Annotated in this window: 23 protein-coding genes and 1 riboswitch; of the genes, 14 read left to right on the forward strand and 9 right to left on the reverse strand. The window is 40.3% G+C overall.

The genetic code is table 11. The features are described from left to right. Positions 1–28: 28 nt before the first annotated feature. Positions 29–236: riboswitch (cobalamin riboswitch) on the reverse strand. 126 nt (positions 237–362) lie between these two features. From KTH84_RS14625 to KTH84_RS14640, 4 genes are read left to right on the forward strand one after another with little or no spacing between them, the layout of a single operon-like run. Beyond that, positions 363–1,031 carry a phosphoribosylanthranilate isomerase gene (locus KTH84_RS14625; RefSeq protein WP_262473830.1) on the forward strand — a complete coding sequence of 223 codons (669 nt, stop codon included), beginning with the start codon at positions 363–365 and terminating at the stop codon, positions 1,029–1,031. Next, positions 1,006–2,235, forward strand: a complete 1,230-nt coding sequence (gene trpB / locus KTH84_RS14630) for a tryptophan synthase subunit beta (RefSeq protein WP_042897516.1) — start codon at positions 1,006–1,008, stop codon at positions 2,233–2,235. Before KTH84_RS14625 ends, trpB begins: the two co-directional genes overlap by 26 nt. Before the next feature lie 12 nt (positions 2,236–2,247). Beyond that, positions 2,248–2,760, forward strand: a complete 513-nt coding sequence (locus KTH84_RS14635) for a DUF1543 domain-containing protein (protein ID WP_262473833.1) — start codon at positions 2,248–2,250, stop codon at positions 2,758–2,760. A gap of 37 nt (positions 2,761–2,797) precedes the next feature. Continuing rightward, on the forward strand, positions 2,798–3,793 hold the full coding sequence (locus KTH84_RS14640) for a DUF2804 domain-containing protein (protein WP_262473834.1): 996 nt from the start codon (positions 2,798–2,800) through the stop codon (positions 3,791–3,793). An 8-nt stretch (positions 3,794–3,801) separates the two neighbouring features. Here the strand turns inward: KTH84_RS14640 and KTH84_RS14645 are convergent, their stop codons facing one another. After that, positions 3,802–4,677, reverse strand: coding sequence for a metal-dependent hydrolase (locus KTH84_RS14645; protein WP_262473837.1), 876 nt, complete (start codon positions 4,675–4,677; stop codon positions 3,802–3,804). 121 nt (positions 4,678–4,798) lie between these two features. Between KTH84_RS14645 and KTH84_RS14650 the strand changes: the two genes are divergently transcribed. From KTH84_RS14650 to KTH84_RS14675, 6 genes are all read left to right on the forward strand, one after another. After that, entirely contained in the window at positions 4,799–5,848 is a 1,050-nt protein-coding gene (locus KTH84_RS14650; protein ID WP_262473840.1) for an AraC family transcriptional regulator, read from the forward strand. Positions 5,849–6,094: 246 nt separating this feature from the next. Further along, positions 6,095–6,898, forward strand: a complete 804-nt coding sequence (gene trpA / locus KTH84_RS14655; RefSeq protein WP_017392444.1) for a tryptophan synthase subunit alpha — start codon at positions 6,095–6,097, stop codon at positions 6,896–6,898. After that, entirely contained in the window at positions 6,895–7,791 is an 897-nt protein-coding gene (gene accD, locus KTH84_RS14660) for an acetyl-CoA carboxylase, carboxyltransferase subunit beta (RefSeq protein ID WP_262473843.1), read from the forward strand. Before trpA ends, accD begins: the two co-directional genes overlap by 4 nt. Further along, positions 7,788–9,074, forward strand: coding sequence for a bifunctional tetrahydrofolate synthase/dihydrofolate synthase (gene folC / locus KTH84_RS14665; protein ID WP_262473845.1), 1,287 nt, complete (start codon positions 7,788–7,790; stop codon positions 9,072–9,074). The genes accD and folC overlap by 4 nt, the downstream gene beginning before the upstream one ends. Continuing rightward, entirely contained in the window at positions 9,065–10,162 is a 1,098-nt protein-coding gene (locus tag KTH84_RS14670; RefSeq protein WP_262473847.1) for an SPOR domain-containing protein, read from the forward strand. The genes folC and KTH84_RS14670 overlap by 10 nt, the downstream gene beginning before the upstream one ends. Positions 10,163–10,249: 87 nt before the next feature. Further along, positions 10,250–11,179 carry a DUF6929 family protein gene (locus KTH84_RS14675; RefSeq protein ID WP_262473849.1) on the forward strand — a complete coding sequence of 310 codons (930 nt, stop codon included), beginning with the start codon at positions 10,250–10,252 and terminating at the stop codon, positions 11,177–11,179. Positions 11,180–11,325: 146 nt separating this feature from the next. On the opposite strand, the gene KTH84_RS14680 is transcribed toward KTH84_RS14675, so the two are convergent. From KTH84_RS14680 to KTH84_RS14690, 3 genes are all read right to left on the reverse strand, one after another. Continuing rightward, positions 11,326–11,907, reverse strand: a complete 582-nt coding sequence (locus KTH84_RS14680; protein ID WP_197730975.1) for a dual specificity protein phosphatase family protein — start codon at positions 11,905–11,907, stop codon at positions 11,326–11,328. Beyond that, positions 11,904–12,716 carry an MBL fold metallo-hydrolase gene (locus tag KTH84_RS14685; protein WP_262473851.1) on the reverse strand — a complete coding sequence of 271 codons (813 nt, stop codon included), beginning with the start codon at positions 12,714–12,716 and terminating at the stop codon, positions 11,904–11,906. Before KTH84_RS14685 ends, KTH84_RS14680 begins: the two co-directional genes overlap by 4 nt. A 271-nt stretch (positions 12,717–12,987) precedes the next feature. Further along, positions 12,988–13,638: a peroxiredoxin gene (locus tag KTH84_RS14690; protein ID WP_262473853.1), complete on the reverse strand. Its 651-nt coding sequence runs from the start codon at positions 13,636–13,638 to the stop codon at positions 12,988–12,990. A 407-nt stretch (positions 13,639–14,045) separates the two neighbouring features. Here KTH84_RS14690 and secA point away from each other — a divergent pair, with 407 nt between their 5' ends. Both secA and KTH84_RS14700 read left to right on the forward strand, forming a co-directional pair. Continuing rightward, positions 14,046–16,766: a preprotein translocase subunit SecA gene (gene secA, locus KTH84_RS14695; protein WP_202743480.1), complete on the forward strand. Its 2,721-nt coding sequence runs from the start codon at positions 14,046–14,048 to the stop codon at positions 16,764–16,766. 132 nt (positions 16,767–16,898) lie between these two features. Beyond that, complete coding sequence (locus KTH84_RS14700) at positions 16,899–17,318, forward strand: hypothetical protein (RefSeq protein WP_202743479.1); 420 nt, start codon at positions 16,899–16,901, stop codon at positions 17,316–17,318. Between the two features lie 64 nt (positions 17,319–17,382). Here the strand turns inward: KTH84_RS14700 and KTH84_RS14705 are convergent, their stop codons facing one another. Together KTH84_RS14705 and trhA are read right to left on the reverse strand one after the other, a co-directional pair. Next, positions 17,383–18,693: an MFS transporter gene (locus KTH84_RS14705; RefSeq protein WP_133971843.1), complete on the reverse strand. Its 1,311-nt coding sequence runs from the start codon at positions 18,691–18,693 to the stop codon at positions 17,383–17,385. A gap of 133 nt (positions 18,694–18,826) precedes the next feature. Beyond that, positions 18,827–19,468, reverse strand: coding sequence for a PAQR family membrane homeostasis protein TrhA (trhA, locus tag KTH84_RS14710; protein ID WP_133971845.1), 642 nt, complete (start codon positions 19,466–19,468; stop codon positions 18,827–18,829). Positions 19,469–19,595: 127 nt separating this feature from the next. Between trhA and KTH84_RS14715 the strand changes: the two genes are divergently transcribed. Together KTH84_RS14715 and KTH84_RS14720 are read left to right on the forward strand one after the other, a co-directional pair. Continuing rightward, entirely contained in the window at positions 19,596–20,807 is a 1,212-nt protein-coding gene (locus KTH84_RS14715) for a class I SAM-dependent methyltransferase (protein WP_262473858.1), read from the forward strand. A gap of 12 nt (positions 20,808–20,819) precedes the next feature. Further along, the gene (locus KTH84_RS14720; RefSeq protein ID WP_262473860.1) at positions 20,820–21,239 is read left to right on the forward strand and encodes a GNAT family N-acetyltransferase; all 420 of its coding nucleotides are present in this window, start codon (positions 20,820–20,822) and stop codon (positions 21,237–21,239) included. A 29-nt stretch (positions 21,240–21,268) separates the two neighbouring features. Here KTH84_RS14720 and KTH84_RS14725 read toward each other — a convergent pair whose 3' ends face one another. From KTH84_RS14725 to KTH84_RS14735, 3 genes are all read right to left on the reverse strand, one after another. Next, a complete protein-coding gene (locus KTH84_RS14725) occupies positions 21,269–22,129 on the reverse strand; it encodes a patatin family protein (RefSeq protein ID WP_262473862.1) in 861 nt (286 codons plus the stop codon). Positions 22,130–22,140: 11 nt separating this feature from the next. Further along, complete coding sequence (locus KTH84_RS14730) at positions 22,141–22,398, reverse strand: hypothetical protein (protein ID WP_133971853.1); 258 nt, start codon at positions 22,396–22,398, stop codon at positions 22,141–22,143. Between the two features lie 164 nt (positions 22,399–22,562). Further along, complete coding sequence (locus tag KTH84_RS14735; protein WP_262473864.1) at positions 22,563–24,698, reverse strand: 3-hydroxyacyl-CoA dehydrogenase NAD-binding domain-containing protein; 2,136 nt, start codon at positions 24,696–24,698, stop codon at positions 22,563–22,565. Positions 24,699–24,704: the final 6 nt, after the last annotated feature.

Below are 24,704 nucleotides of genomic sequence, written 5' to 3' on the forward strand. Positions count from 1 at the left end.
TCCATACATTCACCCCACGTGAATGATCGGGTAGATAGATGAAACAAGTAGGTCTCCGGACTTCAGCGCCATAGTTAATTTATGGACATATTCACCTTCCCACAGAACTGCAGTGGTGTAAGTCGATATCGACTTAAAAAATATGTTTTACATTGTTACCGTTGCGGGGGCAGTGCCGGACTTTCACCAGCTTCCCTAAAGCATGAATTGCTTACACTTGCTTCCAATTTTACGCAGTATAAAGTGGCGATTTATTTCATACAATGTCATTTAGCCCAATTCCCAGAGAACTTTTACGCAAGGGACAAAAATTGCATTACAATGGCCATTATTTTAAGAAATGGTTGTAGTTTAGGCAGATCATGAGCCCCTCAAACCAAAAGCGCACACGAGCAAAAATCTGTGGAATTACTCGCCCTCAAGATGTCCAGTCAGTAGTTGCGGCTGGAGCAGATGCGATAGGTTTTGTTTTTTTTCCGCCAAGTCCCAGACACGTGACAGTTGCACAGGTTCAAGAATTAGTAAAAAAAATTCCGCCTTATGTACAAATGGTTGGTTTGTTTGTAAATGCAAGTGCCACTGAAATTCAAGATGTACTTGATTGTGTTCCCCTAGATGTATTACAACTACATGGCGACGAAACTCCAGAGCAATGTCAGGAAATAGCTCGCCATTGTAAACGTCGCTGGTATAAAGCGATTCAGGTTAAACCTGAACTAGATGTAATTGCTGAAATTCAAAAATATCAGGCGGCTGGTGCCAGTGCTGTATTGCTCGATGCGTGGCATCCTGAGCTTAAAGGGGGCACAGGACATCAGTTTGACTGGTCTAAATTCCCAAAACTTGATATTCCTTTAATCTTGGCAGGCGGTTTAACTCCTGACAATGTCATTGACGCTATTCATACTACCGGTGCTTTTGCAGTAGATGTGAGCGGAGGCGTAGAGTCCGCAAAAGGTATAAAAGACCAACAACTCATTGAACGATTTATGCAAGGAGTCCAACGTGGATCAGCAAAACAATGTGATTGACTATACACAGTACCCAGATGCTGCAGGGCATTTCGGTATCCATGGCGGACGTTTTGTGTCAGAAACTCTAATGGCGGCATTGGAAGATTTAGAAAATCTCTATTCCCGCATGAAAAATGATGAACAGTTTCTGGCAGAATTCGACCGCGATCTCGCCTACTATGTAGGTCGTCCTAGTCCACTTTATTATGCTGAGCGATGGTCAAAAGAGTTAGGTGGTGCCCAAATTTATCTTAAACGTGAAGACTTGAACCATACAGGCTCACATAAGGTAAACAACACGATTGGTCAGGCGTTATTGGCAAAGCTTTCTGGTAAAAAACGTATTATTGCCGAGACTGGTGCTGGGCAACATGGTGTGGCAACTGCAACAATTGCAGCGCGTTTGGGTCTTGAATGTGTAGTGTACATGGGTGCTGAAGACGTTAAGCGTCAAGCCATGAACGTTTATCGTATGCGTTTATTGGGTGCAACAGTTGTGCCTGTGCAAAGTGGCTCAAAAACGCTTAAAGATGCTATGAACGAAGCGATGCGTGACTGGGTAACTAATGTTGATAGTACTTACTATGTGATTGGTACGGTGGCAGGTCCTCACCCATATCCACAACTTGTACGTGACTTCCAGTCAATTATTGGCCGTGAAGCACGCAAACAGATCTTGGAGCAAGCAGGTCGCTTACCAGATGCATTGGTTGCTTGCGTCGGTGGTGGTTCAAATGCAATGGGCTTGTTCTATCCATTCTTAAACGATGCCAATGTAAAAATGTATGGTGTTGAAGCAGCTGGTTTGGGTATTGAAACTGGTAAACACTCTGCACCATTAAATGCAGGTCACGTTGGCGTGTTGCACGGTAACCGTACTTACTTGATGAGTGACGAGCAAGGCCAGATTATCGAGACACACAGTATCTCTGCTGGGTTAGATTATCCGGGTGTTGGTCCTGAGCATAGTTTCTTGAAAGATATGAAGCGCGTAGAGTACGTGCCGATTAATGATACAGAGGCTCTGCAAGGCTTCCGTGATTTAACCAAAATTGAAGGGATTATTCCTGCGCTTGAAAGCTCGCATGCAATGGCATACGTCTCTAAGCTTGCACCAACGATGTCTAAAGATCAGATTATTATTGCGACTGTTTCAGGTCGTGGTGATAAAGATTTGATGACTGTTGCACGCATTGATGGCGTAGAAATGGTTGAGATGTAAGCGGAAATAAAAATGCCAAGTCTGTTTATGGTAATGTTAGGTGGGCGTCATGCCCGCGCAAATACAGAAGTTCATGATGTTGTCATGGCTGTAGGAGATACTTTAGAAGAAGTTTATCCTCAACTTAAACAGGCTTGGTTTGGTGAGGCTCAAGGATTACATATTGATGCTTGGGCTAAGCTTTCGGGAGTAAAATCTCAAGAGCAAAATTATCAAATTCACTTCACCGATGCAGCACCAAAACCAGATGACTTAAAGTTATATTTAATTAATTTGGGCGGATATAATGCTCATGAATTTGGTGAGCTCCATCGTTATGAGTTTGTCGTTGCACCTAATGCAGTCATTGCAAAACAACTGGGTAAACAATTTATAGATCGGCAGTGGCAAAAAGCGCATACAGATCGAGTCATTGATATTGATGATTGCTTAGCAATAGATTGTGTAGCAGGACGCTATATTCATTTAATAAAAGGCGATTTTGCTGCAACAGTTTGGGAAAATACGTATTTGACCGTGGTATAGGTCATTTGAAATCTAATATTCATATGGAAGTGGGTAAATGGATTTAATTCAAGAAAATGGACAGCCTCGTTATGGGCGTTTTGAATCTGTACCGTCAACCATTCATGTACAACATTATATTTATAAAACCCCTTATGGTAAGGTCTTAAAAGGCTGGCGTAAGCAATTAAAATACAAGAAATTTAAATTCTGCGGCATTCAACATAAACACTATAGTATTGGTCTGGCCATTGCGGATATTGGCTGGGTTGGGCACGGTTTTTTCTATATTTATGACCATGAAACAGGGCAAGTGATTGAGTGGAATGCGATTCAGCCTTTGGGACATAAGACCAATCTAGATGAACAGCCGCTTTTTAACCAAAGCTATTTTTCTAAATCGCCTTATCAGTTTGATATTCAGCATGCCAATGGTGTGCGGTACATTCGAGTCACTAAATATGGTGAGATTCAACTGAGCGCTCGAATTTTTTGTGCTGGCACCGATATATTAAGTTTATGTACACCGACAGGAATTAATGGTTGGACCTATACTCAAAAGCAGACCACGCTGGGTGTAGAGGGGATGTTTATTAATAAACAAAACCAAATTGTACAATTTGATGAAAAGACTTTTGCATCTTTAGATGATACTTGCGGTTTTTTGCGTCCTGAAACAGCTTGGTTTTGGCTTTCATGTAATTTCTGGGATGAACAAGGCAGACGTATTGGCCTAAATTTAGCTTCTGGTGTTAATGAAAGCTTTGGTAACGAAAACTGTTTATGGATTAATGGGGTTTTATTTCCCCTGACAGATGTTCTATTTGAAAAAGTAAGTGATGAACTTTGGCAAATTAGTTCTCTAGATCAAAAGCTTAATCTACAAATCCATATTGGTTGGTGTCGATACGAAAATATTAACTTAAGAATGATTGGGAGTCAGTTCAATCAGTGGCAAGCTAAAATTAGTGGCACGATTGAACATGAGACGAATGATGTCATCACTTGCAATGAGCAATACGGTTTACTAGAACAACATTATGCAAAGTGGTAACAAGCAGGTTATAAACCTGCTTGCCAAAATGCTTCACCAGCCGCAATTGGATCATTTGTTTTCTCTAATGTTTCAATCCAAACAGGGTATTGGCGAATCACCGGATGCTGACTTGGGTGGAAGTCTTTTTTAAACCAGTCCAGATATTGGCTTTTCATGGCTGTTAAAGTACCATTTTTACCAAAGAACCAAGGTAAACCCTTAAGGCTCATCAAGAGTCTTTCTCTAGAACTAAAACCATCACATTTCAACATGACATTGGTGCGATAAAGCGTAAAACCAAACATCAATACTGTTGTAGCAACTAATACAAAGCGACGTGTTGACTCAGGCACTTCACCTACCTGCTTCATAACATCAAAAGCAACATCTCGATGCTCCATTTCTTCAATGGCATGCCATGCAAACAGTGCTCGAACATACGGATGTGCATTTTCCAATGTTTTTCTGTGGCTATAAAATGTCTCTGCCATTAAGGCTGTTAAATGTTCGGCAGCAGCAGTCATAGCAATGTTATATTGCGGTGAGCGTTTTGTCAGTTCAAAGCGGAAAATCTTTTTCAGCGTGGCCGTGAATTGGTCAACTGGCATGCCTTGCTCTTTCATGATTTGATTCATTTTGTCATGAGCAATACCGTGCTGAGCTTCTTGTTTAATAAAGTCCACAACTCGTCTTTGTAGTTCTGGATCATCAATTTTGTCACGGAACATACGAACACATTCAATAAAATAACGCTCTCCATCTGGAAAGGTTAAGCTGAGTGCATCGAACATACGAGTCAAAAAAGGATCATTATTAAACCAAAAGCGAGGTGCTTCGTTTAAATGAAAATCTAAATCTTTACGAACCACTGGCTCGACCTGATAAGCAACATGTGCGTTCATATTTTTATTTCTCGCATCTAACATGTTCACTAGTATGTCGCGACTGGTCGGCTTTGTTTTGACAGTTATTGCCAATTTTTATACAGTTTGCGACAAGATGGCATTAGAAAAAGGATGAGCCATGCAGGATTTCACCATTTCAAATGGTTATTTTTACCTTTGGAATACGTATTTAAAAGAAAAGGGGATGGACTGGCGGTCATTAAACTTAACTGAAGCACAAGCTCGCCAAGTTCAAAATATCTTATCTGCATCTATCGATGCTCAATCATCTTTAACTTTTTTTCTTGAGCTTTTAGAGCTGACCGAATCTCGATTACAAGTTTCCAATTTAGCATTGGAAATGGCGACCTGTATTACACCTGCCAATTTTGGTGTGTTGGGTTATATGGCATCCCGAAGTGATAGCCTTGCGCAGGTGCTCGAATATGTCATGAAGTTTCATCGTCTGGTGATTGATGGTGAACAAGTTGTGCCTATGCAAGTTGAACAAGACGCTTCTAAAATTCGTTTGTATTGGCCGTTGGTTGATGACAGTAATATTATACTTTGTGAACTGACCTTGGCGGCTATGGTGCAGCTTGCCAAACAAATTGCGCCATTACATGATTTTCTTTTGCAACAAGTTGAGTTCGTACACCGCGCACGTGGCCCATTAGTGCACTATCAGCGTTTCTTCCAATGCAAATTATCATTTGGAAAACCTTACTATGCATTAACTTTTGCAAGTGAGGGACTAAGTATTCGCCCTCAACATGCAGACCCGACTTTAATGCAACTTTTGGTAAAACAGGCAGAAGAGGCGTTAGCTCAGCGTAAAATACATACAGATTTAGCTCAGCAAATACATTGGATCGTACATGAATATTTTAAGCAAAGGCAGCAAGCCCCTAAAATAGAAGATATTGCCATCGAGTTGAATATTTCAGTGCGAAGCTTGCAGCGTCAGTTACAGTCATTAAACACTTCATTTAAATTAATTTTAGATGCAGAGCGCATGAGACGTTGTGAAATATTACTCAACCAAAATGCAAGCCTAACTTTAATTGCTGAACAATTGGGATATTCGGACCAGTCGGCACTTGCACGGGCCCATAAAAATTTGACAGGACAAACCTTACTCACAAGAAAAAGACAATTACAGCTAACCCATAAAAATGCAGTGAAATAGTCTTATTATGGCGGTTTTCTATTTAAATGACGATCTAATAATGGTACGAAAATAGGAAGCTTTGATCATTGAGAAAAGTTTCAAAATATTGATAAATGTACGCCATGGGTTGTATGAATCATACAATCGAATATCGCCATAACGTTAGAGCTGTTCAATGGACAAAAAATAGCGTTAAAATGCGATGTTCTTGTATTTCTACAAACAACTCCTCAATTTTAAATAATTCAAGGAAAGCACAACCCTATGTCACGTCTTGCCACCCGTTTTGAAAAGCTTAAGTCCCAACAACGTAAAGCGCTTGTATCTTATGTTATGGCGGGTGATCCACAACCGCAAGTAACAGTTCCGTTACTGCATAAAATGGTTGCGGCAGGAGTAGATGTCATTGAGCTTGGTTTACCATTTTCAGATCCAATGGCTGATGGTCCGGTAATTGCGCTTGCCGCTGAACGTGCACTTGCAGCAGGGACTAACACATTAGATGCTCTTAATATGGTAAAGGAGTTCCGTGAACAGGATCAGGATACACCTGTTGTTTTAATGGGTTATTTAAATCCGGTTGAAGTGATTGGTTATGAGAAATTTATTTCTCACGCGAAACAGTGTGGTGTAGATGGCCTATTGCTGGTGGATTTACCGCCCGAAGAGTCAAAAGAGTTTGGTGCTGTGTTGAAGCAACATGACATGGATCAAATCTTCTTGCTCGCGCCAACTTCTACAGACCAACGCATTCAACATGTGGCAAATCAGGCAAGTGGATTTATCTACTATGTTTCACTCAAGGGTGTAACGGGAGCTGCAACACTAGATACGGCAGAAGCTGCTGCACGTATTCAGAAAATCAAAAATGCTACTGATATTCCAGTGGGTGTTGGTTTTGGTATTAGTGATGCCGCTTCAGCAAAAGCAATGGGTAGTGTTGCTGATGCTGTGATTGTAGGTAGTGCTTTCGTTAAAAATTTTGCAACGTTGGCAGCGGATGACGCTGTTGAACAGACGGTGAATAAAGTCAAGGAGCTTCGAGCAGCGCTCGATGAGTTAGTATGAATCAAGAAGTGAAATCAGGGAAAGTTCTTAACCCTGCGACCCCATGGACACAACGTCCAGTTCCAGGTATTGAAGTCGCAAATGAGCAACAAATTCTCAAAGCAACATTTACTGAGCCAACGATTGAATGCCCTGAATGTCATGCTCTCGTGACACGTACAGCAATCTCTTTCAATGCGTATGTTTGCCCGCAGTGTGATGAACACTTACGAATGAAAGCTCGTGATCGTTTGAACTGGTTCTTCGACAATGTGGTAACAGAATTAGGACAAGAGTTTAGCGCGAAAGACCCGTTAAAGTTTGTCGATACCAAGCCATATCCAGATCGTATGCGTGAAGCACAAAGCAAAACTGGTGAAACAGAAGCTTTAATTGCAATGCAAGGCAATTTAAATGGCGTTGATTTGATTGCATGTGCTTTTGAGTTCGACTTTATGGGCGGCTCTATGGGTACTGTAGTGGGCGACCGTTTTGTTCAGGCTGCCGAACTTGCTATTGCAAAACGTCAACCATTAGTCTGTTTCGCAGCTTCTGGTGGCGCACGTATGCAAGAAGGCATGTTGTCACTTATGCAAATGGCGCGTACTTCAGCGGCGATCCAAAGATTAAAAGATGCAGGCTTACCTTATATCGTAGTTTTAACACATCCGGTGTATGGTGGTGTAACAGCTTCTTTAGCAATGTTGGGTGATATTCATATTGCTGAACCTAAAGCCATGATCGGCTTTGCGGGTAAACGTGTAATTGAGCAAACTGTACGTGAAACATTGGAAGAGCCGTTCCAACGTGCAGAATATTTGCTTGATCATGGTGTAATCGATCAGATTGTTCATCGTCATGCTTTACGTGATACTGTATCTCGACTTGTATCGAAATTGATGAACTTACCTTGAATCAACAAGCTCCACTTTCAATAGACTCTTTAGATACATGGCTCAATTATTGGAGCCATGTTCACGTTACAGGGATAGATCTTGGTCTGGAACGTGTAATTCCTGTTGCAGAAAAGCTCGGTGTAACTCAGCCTACTGCTAAAGTTTTTACAGTAGCCGGAACGAATGGTAAAGGCTCAACAACAACTACACTAGCTGCCATATTAAATCAGCAGGGTTATAAAGTTGGGTTATATCAGTCACCCCATATCTATCGCTTTAATGAACGAGTCAAATTAGGTGGAGTCGAAGTCGATGATCAAAGTCTGATTGATGCTTTTGTTCAAGTCGATCAGGCTCGTCGCGATTGTGATTTAAGCTTATCTTTTTTTGAAGCAACCACTTTGGCTGCTTTTGTCATTTTTAAACAACAGCAATGCGACGTATGGGTGCTCGAAGTTGGTTTGGGCGGACGCTTAGATGTTGTTAATGTACTTGATCCTAACGTTGCGGTTATTACTAATATTGGCCTAGATCATACTGATTGGTTAGGCGATACCATTGAAAAAATTGCTTTTGAAAAAGCAGGAATTATTCGTCCACAAATTCCGGTTGTCTTTGCTGGCGAACAACTTTTACCTCAAGCAATTCAAGATAAAGCAGAAAGTACGCAAGCAATTTTATATACCGTTAATCGTGATTATTTTTATAAACTCGCCGATGATGGACAAAACTGGTACTTTGCCTCAGAAGGAACCACTTTAAAGCTTCCTTTAGGTCGTTTAGCCATCGAAAATATTGCGGGGGCGGTTGCAGCCATTTTAAATAGCGGACTTGAAATTTCTCAGTCTGCTTTAGAAAAAGGTATTCAAGCTGCACGCTTAGCAGGACGTTTTGAACAGCGTCAAGTGGAAGGCAAAACAGTAATTTTTGATGCCGGACACAATCCACATGGTGTTGAATTTTTGTTAAAGCAATTGCGAAATTTCTTAGAATACAATAAACAGTACACAGAAGTTGTCGCAGTATTTTCAATGCTGGCAGATAAAGATATAAAATCAGTAGTCGATTTATTGAAACCTACTGTTTTACATTGGAAAATTGCTGAATTGAATGTGCCGCGTGCTGCATCGATTCAGCAGCTCACTGAGGCCTTGCAAGGTCAGACAGTACAACAATATGGCAATATCAAAGAGGCATTTAAATCAGCGCTTGAGCAAACAAATAACAATCAGCTGATTTTGGCCTGTGGTTCGTTTCATACTTTAGAAGCGATTTGGGAGTATTTGGAAGAATGTCAATGAATAACAAACAACGCTGGATGGGTGGTGTTGTTTTACTGGGAGGTGGTGTTTTATTGGCAGCATTACTTCTAAAAGGAAATGAGGAAATAAAACAGGTTGAGGTTCAACCACCCGCATCCACATCGCCAAAAACTCAAACTAAGCCAAAGCAAGCAACCGAAGGACAAATGGTACAACTACAACCTCTAGCGGTTGATGTTGAAACAGAAAAGCGTTTGCTAGAAGAACAGCGTCGTTCTCGTGAAAAAGCTGTTGCAGAACAGGAAGCACGTGCAGCAGAGTTTTTAGCAATGCAACAGCAAGCTGAAGCCGACGCTGCTCGTAAAGCAGCAGCAGAGTACGCTGCGATTAATGCACGCCGTACAGCAGCTCAAGAAAGTTCAGATAATATTCCACCAGAGTTAGTGGGTGAGGCGAAAGCTAAAAACCAGCAAACCAATGTAGCGAATAAAACAACTGATACTTCAAAAATAGATGCAGACAAAAAAGCAGCCGAAGCAAAACGCCAAGCAGAAGCAGCCAAAAAAGCAGCTGAAGCAAAACGTCAGGCAGAAGCTGATAAGAAAACAACTGAAGCAAAACGCCAAGCAGAAGCTGATAAGAAAACAGCTGAAGCAAAACGACAAGCAGAAGCTGATAAGAAAGCGGCTGAAACAAAACGCCAAGCAGAAGCTGATAAGAAAGCAGCTGAAGCAAAACGCCAAGCAGAAGCTGATAAGAAAGCGTCAGATGCTAAACGCAAAGCAGAAGCTGATAAGAAAGCGTCAGATGCTAAACGCAAAGCTGAAGCTGATAAAAAAGCTGATGCTGAAAAAGCGCGTGAACTACTGGAAAATGGTGATAAAAAGTGGATGGTGCAAGTTGCATTGGCTGCTAACCAGGCAAATGCAGATTCAGTTGTTTCTAAATTACGAGCTAAAGGCTACAAGGTAACTACGAGCCAAACTAGCAAAGGAATCCGTATTATGGTTGGACCAGCGAAAGACCGTGATACAGCAGATGCAGCTCGTAAGAAAATTACTTCTGATTCAAGTTTAAATATGAAATCGGCTTGGGTCATTGACTGGGTGCCACTTGATCAGCGATAACGGCTGATCATCCCCTAAATCAAATCAGGAACACTTCAAAGGTTTTATTCTTGTGAGGAGTGTTCCATTCAATAGGGGATCTTGAAGATGAATACAACGATCAAAATATTAGAACAATTTGTTTTTGCACAAGAGTCGGTGATTAGCGCACTGTCTGGAGTCGCTTGTGTGGGGGATGATGTTTACTTTGTTGGTGATAATCTTCCTTATTTATTAAGAATCAATCGAACCCAGAACATGGCCGATGCAACGTTTTTTGAAAAAATTCCATTATTTGATCCTTCAGAGCAAATACCGCTAAGTGCATTAAGCAAAGAACAGAAGCCTGATTTTGAAGCTTTAACCCCCATAAGTTGGAATGGACAATCACAGCTTTTGGTGATGGGCTCGGGTTCTACAGAAAATCGAAAACGAGCATTACTCTATAACCCTGCCAATGATCAGGTCAAAACTTTCTTGAATGCGGTTGATTATGATTTTTTGCAGCATCAGGTTGAATTAACAGGCGGGGCTGATCTCAATATAGAAGCCATATGTTCAGACCATCGTTATCTCTATATCTTTCAACGTGGTAACATCAATCTCCATCATGGGGTTTTAGTCTTTGATTTAATCAAAACTCAAGCAGGAAAATCCTTAGCAAATGCACTTATACATTCGCTCAAACTGAGCTTAGCTGAGCTTGATGGTTCAGCAAGTGGTATTTCAGATGCTTGTTTTTTAGCGGATAAAAATTTGATTGTTGCTACAGCTGCGGTCGAACAAACACTCAATACCTATGATGACGGTGTTGTCTTGGGAAGTTTTATCTTGGTGTTTTCGCCTGAGGGTAAAGCTTTAGCGACTCATTTGATTCGAGATGCGAACGGACAGACACTGCCAATCAAGGTTGAAGGGATTACTTGGTTCGAGTCGAGATCCGATGGCGAAGTCTTTTTATTAGTGACAGACAGTGATGGTGGTGATTCTGAAATTTTGAAGGTATTACTTAGCAACGCCGCTTTGGGAAAATCATAAAGTTAAATCATATTTTTGATAATCATCTATCTTTAAATGTATGTTTTTCGATGTAATTGATAATAATAAAAACAATAAATAAGTTGGTGATTGAGCCAACTTATTTGCCTAATAATCGTGTTTTGCATACAAAAGCAATCCAGTCTTTAACTGCTAGAATTCGACAGTTGCTGTTGAGTCCATTTAACATTTTCAGGTGTAAATAGGCGGTCAATATTCTTCCAGATAATATGATAGCCATAACCGCCTTGTTTCATTTCTTTAACCGCATCATCAATTGCCCAATTCTCAAAAATAATTCGATACATGGCAACACTAGCTCCTGTACGGTCTGAACCATGGTAGCAGTGCAATAGAACACGTTGATTATTCTGCTTGGCAATCTTAATTTGTTGCATGACTTCTAATAGATCTTGTCGGTCGATTGCCCATGTATTGATAGGAATATGTGCAAGGTTAAAATTTTCATTTTTAAAAACTAAATCATCTGAGGCTCTAGCTCTTAAATTAATAATGGTACTTATTTGATGACGTTTTAGCTCGGGAACCATCGTTGCATCGGGTTGTTCACTGCGAAAAACAGTATCACTAATCTGATAAAAGTTATGGGTCTCAGAGACTAAAGTCCCCCAGTCTTGGGGGCGATGCTCATGGGCAATACTTTCATGCTGCATACATCCCTGTAAATTTATACAGATGACAAGTGTGATGAGCGATAATTTTTTCATGTTTGGTACCGGTTAAGCTCATAAGGATCATGAGCACAAATTATTTCAATCGTTGGCTCATGTTGAGCTAAATGCTGTAAGCGTTTGAGATTAACAAGACGTTTTTGATTATCTTCTGCAAATGTTTTTTCCAGCAAACTAAGTGATCTTAATTTATTTTTAGGGTTTAACTCCAGATGTGAATAGTATGCATCTCCACAAAATAATAACCATCGATTTTGTTGCTTTATGGCAATGCCACAATGACCAGCTGAATGCCCCAATAGAGGCACCATTAAAATTTCATCTTGAAAAAGAGGGAAGCCTTTTACTTTTTCAAGGTTAAACCATGCTTCACCTTGCTGATATTCAACAAAGTTCCAGTAGCGATGATCTTTATATTGATTGGTTCTATAGCGAAGTTTTCCCTTAAAATTTGGAAGTTGGGCTGCATTATATTCTGCTGCTAAAACATGGACAGTGGCATGGGGGAAATCTGAAATTCCACCTGCATGATCAAAATCAAGATGAGTAACAAAGATGTGCTGTACATCCTTAGGATTAAACCCAAGCTTTTGGATTTGCTGGATGGCACTAAATTCAAGGTTAGTCTCAATTTTACCTAAACGTTGAACTAATGAACCTAGTCGCTGCTTCATGTGAAGGTAATCTTGCAATCCAAAACCTGTATCAATAAGTACAAGGCCGCGATCGGTTTCAACTAGCAGGCAATGGCAGACAACCTCAGCCCGGAAGCCTTTTTGTCCAAAGAGTGGGGCACAAACAGGGCACATGCTGCCACACTTTAAATGATGAATTTTATAGATCATGATTTTTATTTTTTATACCGAATCGCTTCGAGTTATAACTGATCTGAGCAGTAAAAACCATGTGTATTCAATACATAAATAAAAAGCCATCGCGCTGGATGACTTTTCAGGATGAGGACATTTACTTATTCCCCTTAGGATTTTTAAGGCTTGCTATGCGCTTGGCTTATTTAAAGTTTACTGATGTTACCTATATGCTTCGCTTGTCTCGTAGTGAGCATTTTTAAATGCTTGCCTACGCACTTCGTTTGTCTTGCAAGTAATAAAGCCTTTAGTCGGCTTTATTACTTTCAGGCTGTGGTGTTAAGCGTAAATAAGGTTTAACTGCTTTATAGCCTTTAGGGAAGCGCTGTTTAATTTCTTCTTCATCTTTAAGTGAAGGAACAATAACGACATCTTCACCTTGCTGCCAGTTCGCAGGCGTAGCGACTTTATGCTTGTCAGTTAATTGTAATGAGTCAACAACACGTAAGACTTCATTAAAATTTCGGCCTGTTGAAGCAGGGTAGGTAATAATTAAGCGAACTTTTTTATTAGGGTCAATAATCACTAAAGAACGCACTGTGAGCGTTTCACTGGCATTTGGATGAATGAAATCATATAGCTCAGATACTTTACGGTCTTTATCTGCAATGATTGGAAAGTTTACAGTGGTATTTTGTGTTTCATTAATATCGTTGATCCAGCCTTTATGAGACTCTACATCATCTACTGACAGAGCAATCGCTTTAATATTACGTTTTTCAAATTCATCTTTTAATTTTGCTGTGTAACCTAATTCTGTTGTACATACTGGAGTATAGTCGGCTGGATGTGAAAATAAGATTCCCCAACTATCTCCTAGAAAATCATAAAAATTAATTGTGCCTTCACTCGATTCTTGTTGAAAATCGGGGGCTGTATCTCCTAATCGTAGTGTCATGATCGTTCCTCAATTGCTCATAATTTGTTATTCGATCCAATAAATATGCAGCATTATCTTTATGATTAAAATTATTGTTTTTGTATTTTATTATGAGTTTTTTATATAAGTGTAAATATATATGACTAAAACTCACTATTTTATATGCTTAATCAATGTAACTTTAAGGTAAATTTGCTAAATTAGATTTCTCGGAAGTTATGCTTAATAGATGAGCGTTAATGTTACGTTTTTAGGTGCAAGGCACATTACGAGGGACTAGGCGAATGATAAAACCATTCGTCTAACTATCAGATTTTTTTTAGGGGTTTTGTGCAAAACCCTTGTACTTCAAATTTCTGGCACCATAATAAACGACTGAGAAAAAGTTTATTCATTTGACCAAGCAAGATTTAGAGAGTTTATCCATGTTGGCAAGTCTGATCGGAGGTATCTTCGGTACAAAAAATGAGCGTGAACTCAAACGCATGCGCAAAATTGTTGAGCAAATCAATGCGCTCGAGCCGACGATATCAGCTTTAAGCGATGCAGACTTATCTGCAAAAACTCCAGAATTCAAACAACGTTATAATAATGGCGAAAGTTTAGATAAATTACTTCCAGAAGCGTTTGCAGTGTGTCGTGAAGCTGCCAAACGTGTAATGGGCATGCGTCACTATGACGTTCAGCTTATTGGTGGTATTACCTTACATGAAGGTAAGATTGCCGAAATGCGTACCGGTGAAGGTAAAACCCTGATGGGTACTTTGGCGTGTTATTTAAACGCATTAAGTGGCGAAGGCGTTCATGTCATTACTGTGAACGATTATTTAGCACAGCGTGATGCTGAGTTGAACCGCCCATTATTTGAATTTTTGGGTTTATCAATTGGTACCATTTATTCAATGCAAGGTCCATCAGAAAAAGCGGAAGCTTATCTTTCTGATATTACTTACGGTACCAATAACGAATTCGGTTTTGACTACTTACGTGACAACATGGTGTTTTCTTTAGCAGAAAAGAAACAGCGTGGCTTGCACTATGCCATTATCGATGAAGTTGACTCAATCTTGATTGATGAAGCACGTACACCATTAATTATTTCTGGTCAAAGTGAAGACTCTTCGCATCTTTATGCTGCAATTAACACAATTCCACCTAGATTACGTCCGCAAAAAGAAGAAAAAGTCGCAGATGGCGGGCATTTCTGGATTGATGAAAAGCAGCGTTCAGTTGAAATGACCGAAATTGGTTATGAAACTGTTGAGCAAGAGCTTATTCAGATGGGCTTGTTAGCCGAAGGTGAAAGCTTATATTCAGCAACGAATTTAAGTCTTGTTCATCATGTGTCTGCCGCTATTCGTGCACATTTCTTATTCCAACGCGATGTTCACTATATTATTCACGATGGTGAAGTGGTTATTGTTGATGAACATACTGGCCGTACAATGCCAGGTCGTCGTTGGTCAGAAGGTTTGCATCAAGCTGTTGAGGCAAAAGAAGGTTTGGAAATTCAGCCTGAAAACCAGACTTTAGCAACCACAACATTCCAGAACTATTTCCGTCTATATAAAAAGCTTTCAGGTATGACAGGTACTGCTGATACTGAAGCTGCGGAAATGAAAGAAATTTATGGCCTTGATGTTGTGATTATTCCAACTCACCGCCCAATGGTACGTAATGACCAAAACGACTTAATTTATTTAAACCGTAATGGTAAATATGAAGCGATTATTCAAGAAATTATGAATATTCGCCAACAAGGTGTTGCACCGATTCTTATTGGTACGGCAACCATTGAAGCCAGTGAAATTTTATCTTCTAAGTTAATGCAAGCTGGTATTCACCATGAAGTGTTGAATGCAAAACAACATGAGCGTGAAGCTGACATTATTGCTCAGGCAGGTAGCCCCAATGCGGTAACGATTGCAACCAACATGGCTGGTCGTGGTACTGACATTATCTTGGGTGGTAACTGGAAAGCAAAACTTGCCAAACTTGAAAACCCTACTGCTGAAGATGAAGCACATCTGAAAGCACAATGGGAACAAGATCATGAAGATGTATTGAAATCAGGTGGTTTGCATATCATTGGTTCTGAACGCCATGAATCACGTCGTATTGATAACCAGTTACGTGGTCGTGCGGGCCGTCAGGGTGACCCTGGTGTTTCTCGTTTCTATTTATCTCTTGAAGATGACCTTATGCGTATTTTCGCAGGCGACCGTGTCGTTGGCATGATGCGTGCGATGGGTTTAAAAGAAGACGAAGCGATTGAACATAAAATGGTGAGTCGTTCAATTGAGAACGCTCAGCGTAAAGTTGAAGCACGTAACTTTGATATTCGTAAAAACTTATTGAAATACGATGATGTGAATAATGAACAACGTAAGATCATTTATTCACAACGTGATGAAGTGCTAGCTGAAAATACTTTAAAAGAATACGTTGAAGAAATGCATCATGAAGTGATGAAAGGCGTGATTGCGAACTTTATTCCACCAGAGTCAATTCATGATCAGTGGGATGTTGAAGGTTTAGAGAATGCTTTACGTATTGATTTAGGTATTGAGCTACCAATTCAAGAATGGTTAGATCAAGATCGCCGTCTAGATGAAGAAGGTTTAGTTGAGCGAATCAGTGATGAAGTGATTGAACGTTATCGTCAACGACGCGCTCAAATGGGTGACGAATCAGCAGCAATGCTTGAACGTCATTTCGTTTTAAACTCTCTTGATCGCCATTGGAAAGATCACTTAGCTGCAATGGATTATTTGCGTCAAGGTATTCACTTACGTGGCTATGCGCAAAAGAACCCTGAACAGGAGTACAAGAAAGAAGCTTTCAACCTGTTTGTAAATATGTTGAGCATTATTAAAACTGATGTTGTGACTGATTTGTCTCGCGTTCATATCCCAACACCAGAAGAACTTGCAGAAATGGAAGCTCAACAGCAGCAGCAAGCTGAATCGATGAAGCTTTCTTTTGAACATGATGATGTAGATGGTTTAACGGGTGAAGTTACACTCTCTCAAGAAACCATGAACGAGTCTGACGATCAGCAAGCTTTCCCTGTTCCAGAAAGCCGTAATGCGCCATGTCCATGTGGTTCAGGACTAAAATATAAACAATGTCACGGTAAGATCTAATCTGCCTGCACAAAAAAAAGCAGAACAATTGTTCTGCTTTTTTTATGTTTGTAGTAAGCCTGTGAATAATGTTTGCAGTTTTAAGCATTAAATGCTATTTACTTCTCATCCAGAGTGTATGTTGGAAAGACAATGAAAAAAGTATTACAACCTTTATTTTTAACTGTTCTTGCTGTGCCTAGTTTCGTTTTCGCAGCAGAAACAGCTTCGGCTCCTCAAACGACAACGGTTGATAAAGTCCTTGCAGCAAAAGGGCCAACTTCGGCTCAGGCTGTAGTGAAGCAAGAAAATACAACAGTGATTAGTCCGCGTACAGGCATTCGCTATACGTTGGGTAACACAAATAATCGCCCAATTATTTTACAAACTACTGCGATTGCTCCGGCAAACTCAGCAAATATTAATCGTATTGTGGCAACTAACCCTGCTTTATCTACGAAGAGCCAAGAAAAAGCAAAAGTGGCTTTAATTGGGGAAGCAGCAGTGGCGGGCCCAGCGGCAGTGGCAGCAAGCAATATGAGTGCCCCTGCAAATCCGACAACAATAAATTAAGCTGTATCTGTAAAAAAAGCCGGTTCATCTTGAACCGGCTTTTTTATATAAGAATTTCTAGTTTTTAGATCTGATTATTTACATCATCATTTTTTGTTTCACGAATGAATAAGAAAGCGATGAGTGATAGAAGTGATGCCGCAGTAAGATAATAACCAACTGCATATAAACCATAGGTTTCAGCAAGTTTAGTGGCAATGAGTGGAGCAAATGATGCACCAAAAATGCCTGCCAAGTTAAACGTTAACGCTGAACCTGTATAACGAACTGAAATTGGGAAAAGTTCAGAAAGAACTGTACCAATCGGACCATAAGTCAATCCCATAATCGCCAAGCCTGTACATAAGAAAAGGAAGACAATTAATGTATTTCCTGACTCTAACATACTAGAGAAGAACAAACCGAAAATAGCAGCAGCAATACAAACACCAATCGAAGTGGCTTTACGTCCAAATTTTTCTGCAAAAATAGCCGATAATGGAATAAACGCAGCAAAGCATAGTGTGGCAAAGAGTTGAAGTTCCAAGAACTCACCGCGTGCATAGCCTAATTTGGTGGTTGCCCAGTTTAAGGCAAATACGGTGGTAAGATAAAACACGACAAACGTACAGATTGCTGCAATCGTACCAAGTACAAGTTTGCCTGTATGTTTAGTTAAGACTTCTTTAAATGGAATATTGACTTCTTTTTGCTTATCCAAGACCTTTTGAAATGCTGGAGTCTCATGGAGTTTTAAACGGATATATAAGCCAACAATCACTAATACAGCACTTGCAATAAACGGAATACGCCAGCCCCATTGCATGAATTCCTGCTCAGGAATGACTGCACCCAATAATAAAAATGAACCTGTTGCCAAAATAAAGCCAATTGGAGCGCCGAGCTGTGGGAACATGCCATACCAAGCTCTTTTACCTTCTGGGGCATTTTCGGTCGCGAGTAATACTGCACCACTCCATTCACCACCCAACCCCAAACCTTGCCCTAGACGACATAGAGCCAATAGTAAAGGCGCGGCAAGACCAATTTGTGCATAGGTTGGAAGTAAACCAATACATACAGTTGAAACGCCCATGGTCAGTAAAGCTGCAACTAGGGTGGCTTTACGACCAATACGGTCTCCTAAATGACCGAATAACGCTGCACCGATAGGGCGAGCAATAAAGGCAATGGCGAAGGTTGCTAAAGATTGTAAGACTGCGGCACTACCACTACTAGCAGGGAAAAACAGGTGAGGAAAGATAATTACGGCAGCTGTTGCATAGATATAAAAGTCGAAGAACTCAATGGTTGTACCGACTAAGCTTGCAAACAAAACCCGCGCTTTTGAATTAGTGGCTACTGCCGGAGCAGCAGTCGCAGAAGTTGACTCCATATAAGACCTTATATCAGTTAAAATTTATTTTTGGTTTACTATTCTTTTTAAAGACGTATTTTTCTCAAAGAATAGCGTGAAAGAACATCATCCATGACTCTTTCAGGATCACTGAATAAGAGTGAAAAATGAACTAAACAATGTACCAATAGATCGCAAGAAAATGTGCTCCTGCACCTAAAAGCACAAAAATGTGCCAGATCGCATGGGTATATCTTACCTTTTTTAACGCGTAAAACAATGCTCCAACCGTATAAGCTAATCCGCCAATGATCAAGAAAATCAATGCGTCTTTACTTAAATAAGTGCGCATATCATCCATGACGAACACGGCAAGCCATCCCATTAATATATAGGCAAGCAAAGAAATTTTTTGAAAGCGATGAATAAAAACTAACTTGAAAAGTGTACCAATTGCAGCGATGCTCCATAGAGCAATCAGCAGAATATGAGCTTTTGTAGTAGGTATAGCGATGCTTAAGAAAGGGGTATAGGTCCCAGCAATTAAATAATAAATGGCCGTGTGGTCAAGTTTCTTATACCAGTAACGTAGATTCTGTGTTTGAGCAAAGTGATAGAGTGTAGAGCTGGTGAAAACCAGAATCAGACTAAATGAGTATACCCATAAACCAATCCACTGAGCAGTTGAAAGATAAGATCCCTTCATAATTAAAAAGATAGAAGCAATAACAGCCATAATGACACCAGCTCCATGGCTGTAGGCGTTAAATAGCTCTTCTTTAGGATCGTAAGTTTCCAGTACAGATTTACTCATAAGTTTAATTTTTTTGATTAAAAATACGAATGTATAGAAATACAAAACAGTCGTAAAGTTATTTTATTTTTAATCCTAGACCCTTTAAACTTCTATTTCATATGAGTCTTCATTTTTAGGTATATCCGTGTCGGTTTTTTCCTTTGAGCAAGAACAGCAATTCTTCCATGAAATTAAGCAAATGCTTGATCAACAAACTTTTGAGCGTTTGATTTTGAGCCAATATAAGGGAGATTTGGAACAACTGGAAAAAATCACTTTCCGTATTGTTGAGTTACATGGGCAAAAACAGCTTTCAGCTTTATATCACCATACTACTCAGGATATGACCAAAAACTATTCATTTGAAGAGGGCTTACAGCAGATTGAGCAATTAATCATACAGTGTAAGCAAGCGAATTTATTTTCGGCTACTCAAGAAATTCAACTCAAAAAGAATAAGAAAAAAGCCATGTTAAATATGGGTAAAAAACAGGCGGCAAATGCGACGCAAATGGTTCAGACACATGATCGTGAGAAGCAACGCTATGTACAGCAGGGCAATGCATTTCTAAAAGAGCTTGGTATTACTGATGAAAAGGGCCAAATCATTCCAAGCATGGCTCGTAAATGGAAACAGATAAATAAATTTATTGAAATTTTTGCGAGTGCCTATGAACAGATTGATGCATCTCAGCAAGAGTTACGGATTGTCGATTTCGGTTCAGGTAAAGGCTATTTAACTTTTGCTTTATATGATTATTTGCAAGAACAACAAAAAACACCTCTAATTACCGGTGTTGAATTACGTCCGAATCTGGTTGAATTCTGCCAAAAAGTTGCAGATAAAGTTGATTTCAATTATTTAGATTTTTTTGAAGGTGATGTACGTAGTTATCAACCAGAAAAACTTGACGTCATGATTGCCTTGCATGCTTGTGACGTTGCGACCGATTTTGCGATTCATACTGGCATTCGTTTAAATGCTTCTATGATTATGTGCGCACCGTGTTGTCATAAAGAATTACGTCCACAATTACATAGTCCAGAAGTTTTACAGCCAATGCTGCAATTCGGCATTCATGCGGGACAACAAGCCGAAATGTTGACTGATACATTACGTGCATTGCTTTTAAAGGCATATGGCTACGAAACTAAAGTTTTTGAGTTTGTGTCGCTTGAACATACCAGTAAAAATAAAATGATTTTGGCGACGAAGCGTAAAAATGTTACTCAGCCTGATGCCAAGATTATGACTCAAATTCAAGCTTTGAAAGAAATGTACGGCATTCAAAAACATACTCTAGAATTGTTATTACAAGACCAGTTGCCTATCGAAAATATTGGCTGTAAATGCTAAGCAGGTGAATAGATGTTTAGAATTATAGCGGGTGATTGGGAGCAGTTTGGACAAGATGCCAAGCTCATTCGTGAGCAGGTTTTTATTCAAGAGCAGGGAATTTCCCCTGAAGATGAATGGGATGATCTGGATGCCACAGTTCTGCACTTTATGGTGTATGACAGCGATCAGCCGATTGCCACAGCACGCTTGTTGTCGCAGCATAGCGTAGGACGGGTAGCTGTTTTAGTACCTTATCGCAAGCGAGGGATCGGCAAAATTTTAATGCAGCATATTATTGAGTATGCACGTCAGCAAGAATTACCTTATCTAAAGCTTTCAGCTCAAACTTATGTGACCGCGTTTTATGAAGCATTGGGCTTTGTCGTTCAAGGCGAGGAATATCTTGATTGTGACATTCCACATATTGATATGATTTTAGAGTTAAGTTGAGACTTCTTTTTAGAAATCTCAACTTAGGTTTACTTCATTGCATTCCAGCTTTCAATTGCTTGTAGACCTGTCTCTAAACCGACTTCATAGCTATAGCGAAGCTTTTTCGGATTAGTGCTTAAACGGCCCGCCATATTTTTAAGTGGCGGTGGACAAATTTCTAAAATTTGCTGGTCTGGGTTAGGACCACGGACAAAATCGACCGAAGCGTTATAGCGAGCACAACGGCTACGTAAGCTGTTTGCAAAACCATAATGATGTTTAAATGCATATTTCGCGAGGAATTGATCACCGCGACTACTGGCCTTAAAGTAATTTTTCGGCCGAGTACGTAAAACTAAGAGTTTTTTGACGTCACTTTGCTGAGCCGTCCAGCGCACGGGTAGTGCATCTGCAACACCGCCATCAAAATAGGGTTCACCCATAATTTCAACAGGATGACGCGTTAAAACCGGAATCGAGCTAGATGCACGAAGTGCATTTAACAAGTTGTCTTTACCTGCACGAAGATATTCAGCATGCCCAGTTTTAGCATGCGTCAACACCATATAAAAATCAGGGTTTTTAGCAAAAAGACTTTGCTGGTCAAGCGGATGCTCTTGTTCGCCAATCTCCCACATCCATTTTAAATCAAGTAAATCACCGCCTTTAAAAAAGCGTTTGTAATCGATAAATTCAGGACGTAGTGAGTGATCAATATAAAATGTTAACGTGCGGCCTTGTTGACCTGCTAAGTAGTTTGCAACGTTGGTTGAGCCAGATGACACGCCAACATATAAATCGAAAGGATTGAACTGTTGTTGTAAAAATGCGTCAAGTACACCACTGGTAAAGGCACCACGCATGCCTCCACCCTCTACAACAAGTGCATTACGGGAAAAATCTGTCATTTGATATCTAATTACTGAGTTGAGTTCTGATGTTCTTTCATATCCATTTCAGACATGTTGTTACTATGTTGAGCGTGTTGCTCTGTGGAATTTTCAGCTTTTTGCTGCATTTGCTCTTGTTGTGCTTTGCGCTGAGCTCCTGGCATATAGTCAGGTTCATTACTCATCGCTAAATAGAAAAAGCCAAGGAAAATCGCACTCAAAACACCAACGATCAGAACAAATTTCCAGCCTAAAGCTGCTGACTCGGAAGAATTTTTATCGGACATAAGGATTTCTCGAATGTGCTGTAGAAGCACAAAAATGAAGTCTATTTATAGCATATTTAGGCGTGAGGCTGAAATCTTAAAGGTCATAAAGAAAAACCCATATAAATAAAATATATTTATATGGGTAAGGTTTATGCAGTTTTTAAATATTCGTTAAACCTAAGTTATTGAATATTTTGTTTCTGCTCAGCTTTAGTTTTTAGTAATACTGGCGGTGTAAAACGTTCGCCATATTTGGCAGCCAATTCTTCAGCTCGCTTCTGTGCTTTCTCGATACCATATTGGTTGAGGAACTGGATTGCACCTCCGGTCCACGGAGCGTAACCAATTCCAAATATAGAACCAACATTGGCATCAATCACCGACTCCAATACGCCTTCTTCATAACAGCGTAGAGTGTCTAAAGCCTGTACAAACAAAATGCGATCAATCATATCTTGCTCAGAAATATCATGATCTTTTTGCCAGCGATTTAAGCCTTCCCAGAGGTGCTTTTTACCATTTTCAGGATAGTCATAGAAACCAGAACCCGCCGCTTTACCTTTACGGTTCAGCTCATGAATCATGGTATGAACCACTTCATCTACAGGCGTTTTAGGTAAATCTTTACCTTCAGCTTGTAATGCTTTACGTGCTTCACTGGCAACATGTTCGGTTAAGGTTAAAGATACTTCATCTTGAATAGCGAGAGGGCCTATAGGCATGCCTGCCTTAAGTGCTGCCATTTCAATGCGCGCTGGGTGGACACCTTCAGCGAGTAGACGCATACCTTCTTGAATGAAAGTACCAAATACCCGACTGGTAAAGAAGCCACGGCTATCATTTACAACAATCGGCGTTTTTCCAATTTGTTGTACAAAGTCGTAGGCTTTAGCAAGTGTGTCGCTTGAAGTGTTTTTCCCTTTAATAATCTCAACCAACTGCATTTTGTCGACTGGGCTAAAGAAATGTAGTCCAATAAACTTCTGGGCATCTTTACTCGCCGTTGCCAAACCTGTGATTGGTAGGGTGGAGGTATTCGATGCAAAGATTCCACCTTCAACTAAATATTGTTCAGCTTCGTGAGTGACTTTGGCTTTGAGCTCTTGGTTTTCAAATACGGCTTCAATAATTAAGTCACAACCTTGGAGGTCTTCCGCTGAAGCTGTAGCCGTAATCAGAGATAAAACCTGATCACGTTTTTCTGCGGTCATACGACCTTGAGAAACACGTTTATCAAGAAGCTTTTGTGAGTAAGCTTTACCTTTTTCAGCATTCTCAGAAGAGACATCTTTCAACACAACTGGAATGCCTTTAATTGCGGCTGAATAGGCAATGCCTGCACCCATCATGCCCGCGCCTAGCACACCAACTTTGGTCGCTTGCCATTTGGCAACATCGGCAGGACGGCTAGCCCCAGACTTAATTGCATTTAGACCGTGCCAGAACGTACCGATCATATTTTTAGAGATTTGACCGGTGGTGAGTTCGGTGAAGTAGCGAGATTCGATGCGTAAAGCAGTATCTACATCGACCTGAGCACCTTCAACCGCTGCCGCCATAATTGCTTCAGGGGCAGGATAACAACCTTTGGTTTTGTCTCTTAACATGGCTGGGGCAATCGCAAGAACTTGAGCAACTGCCGGAGTTTTTGGATCGCCACCTGGAATTTTATAACCTTTAACATCAAAAGGTTGTTGAGACTTAGGATTAGCTTTTACCCATGCGATCGCTTTATCTAAAAGCTCTTGTTCGTTTTCGGCAGTGTCGTGGATTAAGCCTAAAGTTTTTGCTTTATCGACACCAAACTGCTTGCCTTCCATTAAAAACGGGAATGCATTTTGAAGGCCTAGTAAGCGTACCATGCGAACAATACCGCCACCGCCCGGTAATAGGCCTAAAGTAACTTCTGGTAATCCAAATTTACTTTTAGTGTCATTGATTGCAATACGATGGTGACAGCTTAATGCGATTTCCCAACCACCACCTAGAGCTGTACCATTTAATGCTGCAACCACAGGAATGCCTAGAGTTTCAATGGCACGTAAATGACCTTTTAGTTTTTCAACCATATTAAAAAAGTCAGTCGCATTTTCAGGCTGAACTTGAATCAGCTCATCTAAGTCGCCGCCAGCAAAGAAAGTTTTTTTGGCTGAGCGGAAAATAACGCCCGCAACTGCTGTTTCTGCTTTAAGTTTTTGGGTGACTTCATCAAGCGAGTCACGAAACTCGGCATTCATGGTGTTTGCAGATTGACCAGTTGAATCAAGCGTTAAAATGACAATATTGTCGGCATTTTTTTCGTATTGGATTGCACTCATCTTTTA

Origin of the sequence: Acinetobacter sp. WU_MDCI_Abxb74 (genome assembly GCF_025513915.1) — a bacterium.
GTDB lineage: Bacteria > Pseudomonadota > Gammaproteobacteria > Pseudomonadales > Moraxellaceae > Acinetobacter > Acinetobacter calcoaceticus_C.

What these genes read in the sequence shown, in the direction of transcription:
- KTH84_RS14730 (WP_133971853.1), bottom strand. Translation starts at nt 22,398, where the DNA reads ATGTCCGATAAAAATTCTTCCGAGTCAGCAGCTTTAGGCTGGAAATTT.
- KTH84_RS14735 (WP_262473864.1), bottom strand. Translation starts at nt 24,698, where the DNA reads ATGAGTGCAATCCAATACGAAAAAAATGCCGACAATATTGTCATTTTA.
- KTH84_RS14680 (WP_197730975.1), bottom strand. Translation starts at nt 11,907, where the DNA reads ATGAAAAAATTATCGCTCATCACACTTGTCATCTGTATAAATTTACAG.
- KTH84_RS14640 (WP_262473834.1), top strand. Translation starts at nt 2,798, where the DNA reads ATGGATTTAATTCAAGAAAATGGACAGCCTCGTTATGGGCGTTTTGAA.
- KTH84_RS14720 (WP_262473860.1), top strand. Translation starts at nt 20,820, where the DNA reads ATGTTTAGAATTATAGCGGGTGATTGGGAGCAGTTTGGACAAGATGCC.
- KTH84_RS14725 (WP_262473862.1), bottom strand. Translation starts at nt 22,129, where the DNA reads ATGACAGATTTTTCCCGTAATGCACTTGTTGTAGAGGGTGGAGGCATG.
- secA (WP_202743480.1), top strand. Translation starts at nt 14,046, where the DNA reads ATGTTGGCAAGTCTGATCGGAGGTATCTTCGGTACAAAAAATGAGCGT.
- KTH84_RS14635 (WP_262473833.1), top strand. Translation starts at nt 2,248, where the DNA reads ATGCCAAGTCTGTTTATGGTAATGTTAGGTGGGCGTCATGCCCGCGCA.
- KTH84_RS14690 (WP_262473853.1), bottom strand. Translation starts at nt 13,638, where the DNA reads ATGACACTACGATTAGGAGATACAGCCCCCGATTTTCAACAAGAATCG.
- KTH84_RS14670 (WP_262473847.1), top strand. Translation starts at nt 9,065, where the DNA reads ATGTCAATGAATAACAAACAACGCTGGATGGGTGGTGTTGTTTTACTG.
- KTH84_RS14685 (WP_262473851.1), bottom strand. Translation starts at nt 12,716, where the DNA reads ATGATCTATAAAATTCATCATTTAAAGTGTGGCAGCATGTGCCCTGTT.
- KTH84_RS14650 (WP_262473840.1), top strand. Translation starts at nt 4,799, where the DNA reads ATGCAGGATTTCACCATTTCAAATGGTTATTTTTACCTTTGGAATACG.
- KTH84_RS14700 (WP_202743479.1), top strand. Translation starts at nt 16,899, where the DNA reads ATGAAAAAAGTATTACAACCTTTATTTTTAACTGTTCTTGCTGTGCCT.
- KTH84_RS14675 (WP_262473849.1), top strand. Translation starts at nt 10,250, where the DNA reads ATGAATACAACGATCAAAATATTAGAACAATTTGTTTTTGCACAAGAG.
- trhA (WP_133971845.1), bottom strand. Translation starts at nt 19,468, where the DNA reads ATGAGTAAATCTGTACTGGAAACTTACGATCCTAAAGAAGAGCTATTT.
- KTH84_RS14625 (WP_262473830.1), top strand. Translation starts at nt 363, where the DNA reads ATGAGCCCCTCAAACCAAAAGCGCACACGAGCAAAAATCTGTGGAATT.
- KTH84_RS14705 (WP_133971843.1), bottom strand. Translation starts at nt 18,693, where the DNA reads ATGGAGTCAACTTCTGCGACTGCTGCTCCGGCAGTAGCCACTAATTCA.
- trpA (WP_017392444.1), top strand. Translation starts at nt 6,095, where the DNA reads ATGTCACGTCTTGCCACCCGTTTTGAAAAGCTTAAGTCCCAACAACGT.
- accD (WP_262473843.1), top strand. Translation starts at nt 6,895, where the DNA reads ATGAATCAAGAAGTGAAATCAGGGAAAGTTCTTAACCCTGCGACCCCA.
- KTH84_RS14645 (WP_262473837.1), bottom strand. Translation starts at nt 4,677, where the DNA reads ATGAACGCACATGTTGCTTATCAGGTCGAGCCAGTGGTTCGTAAAGAT.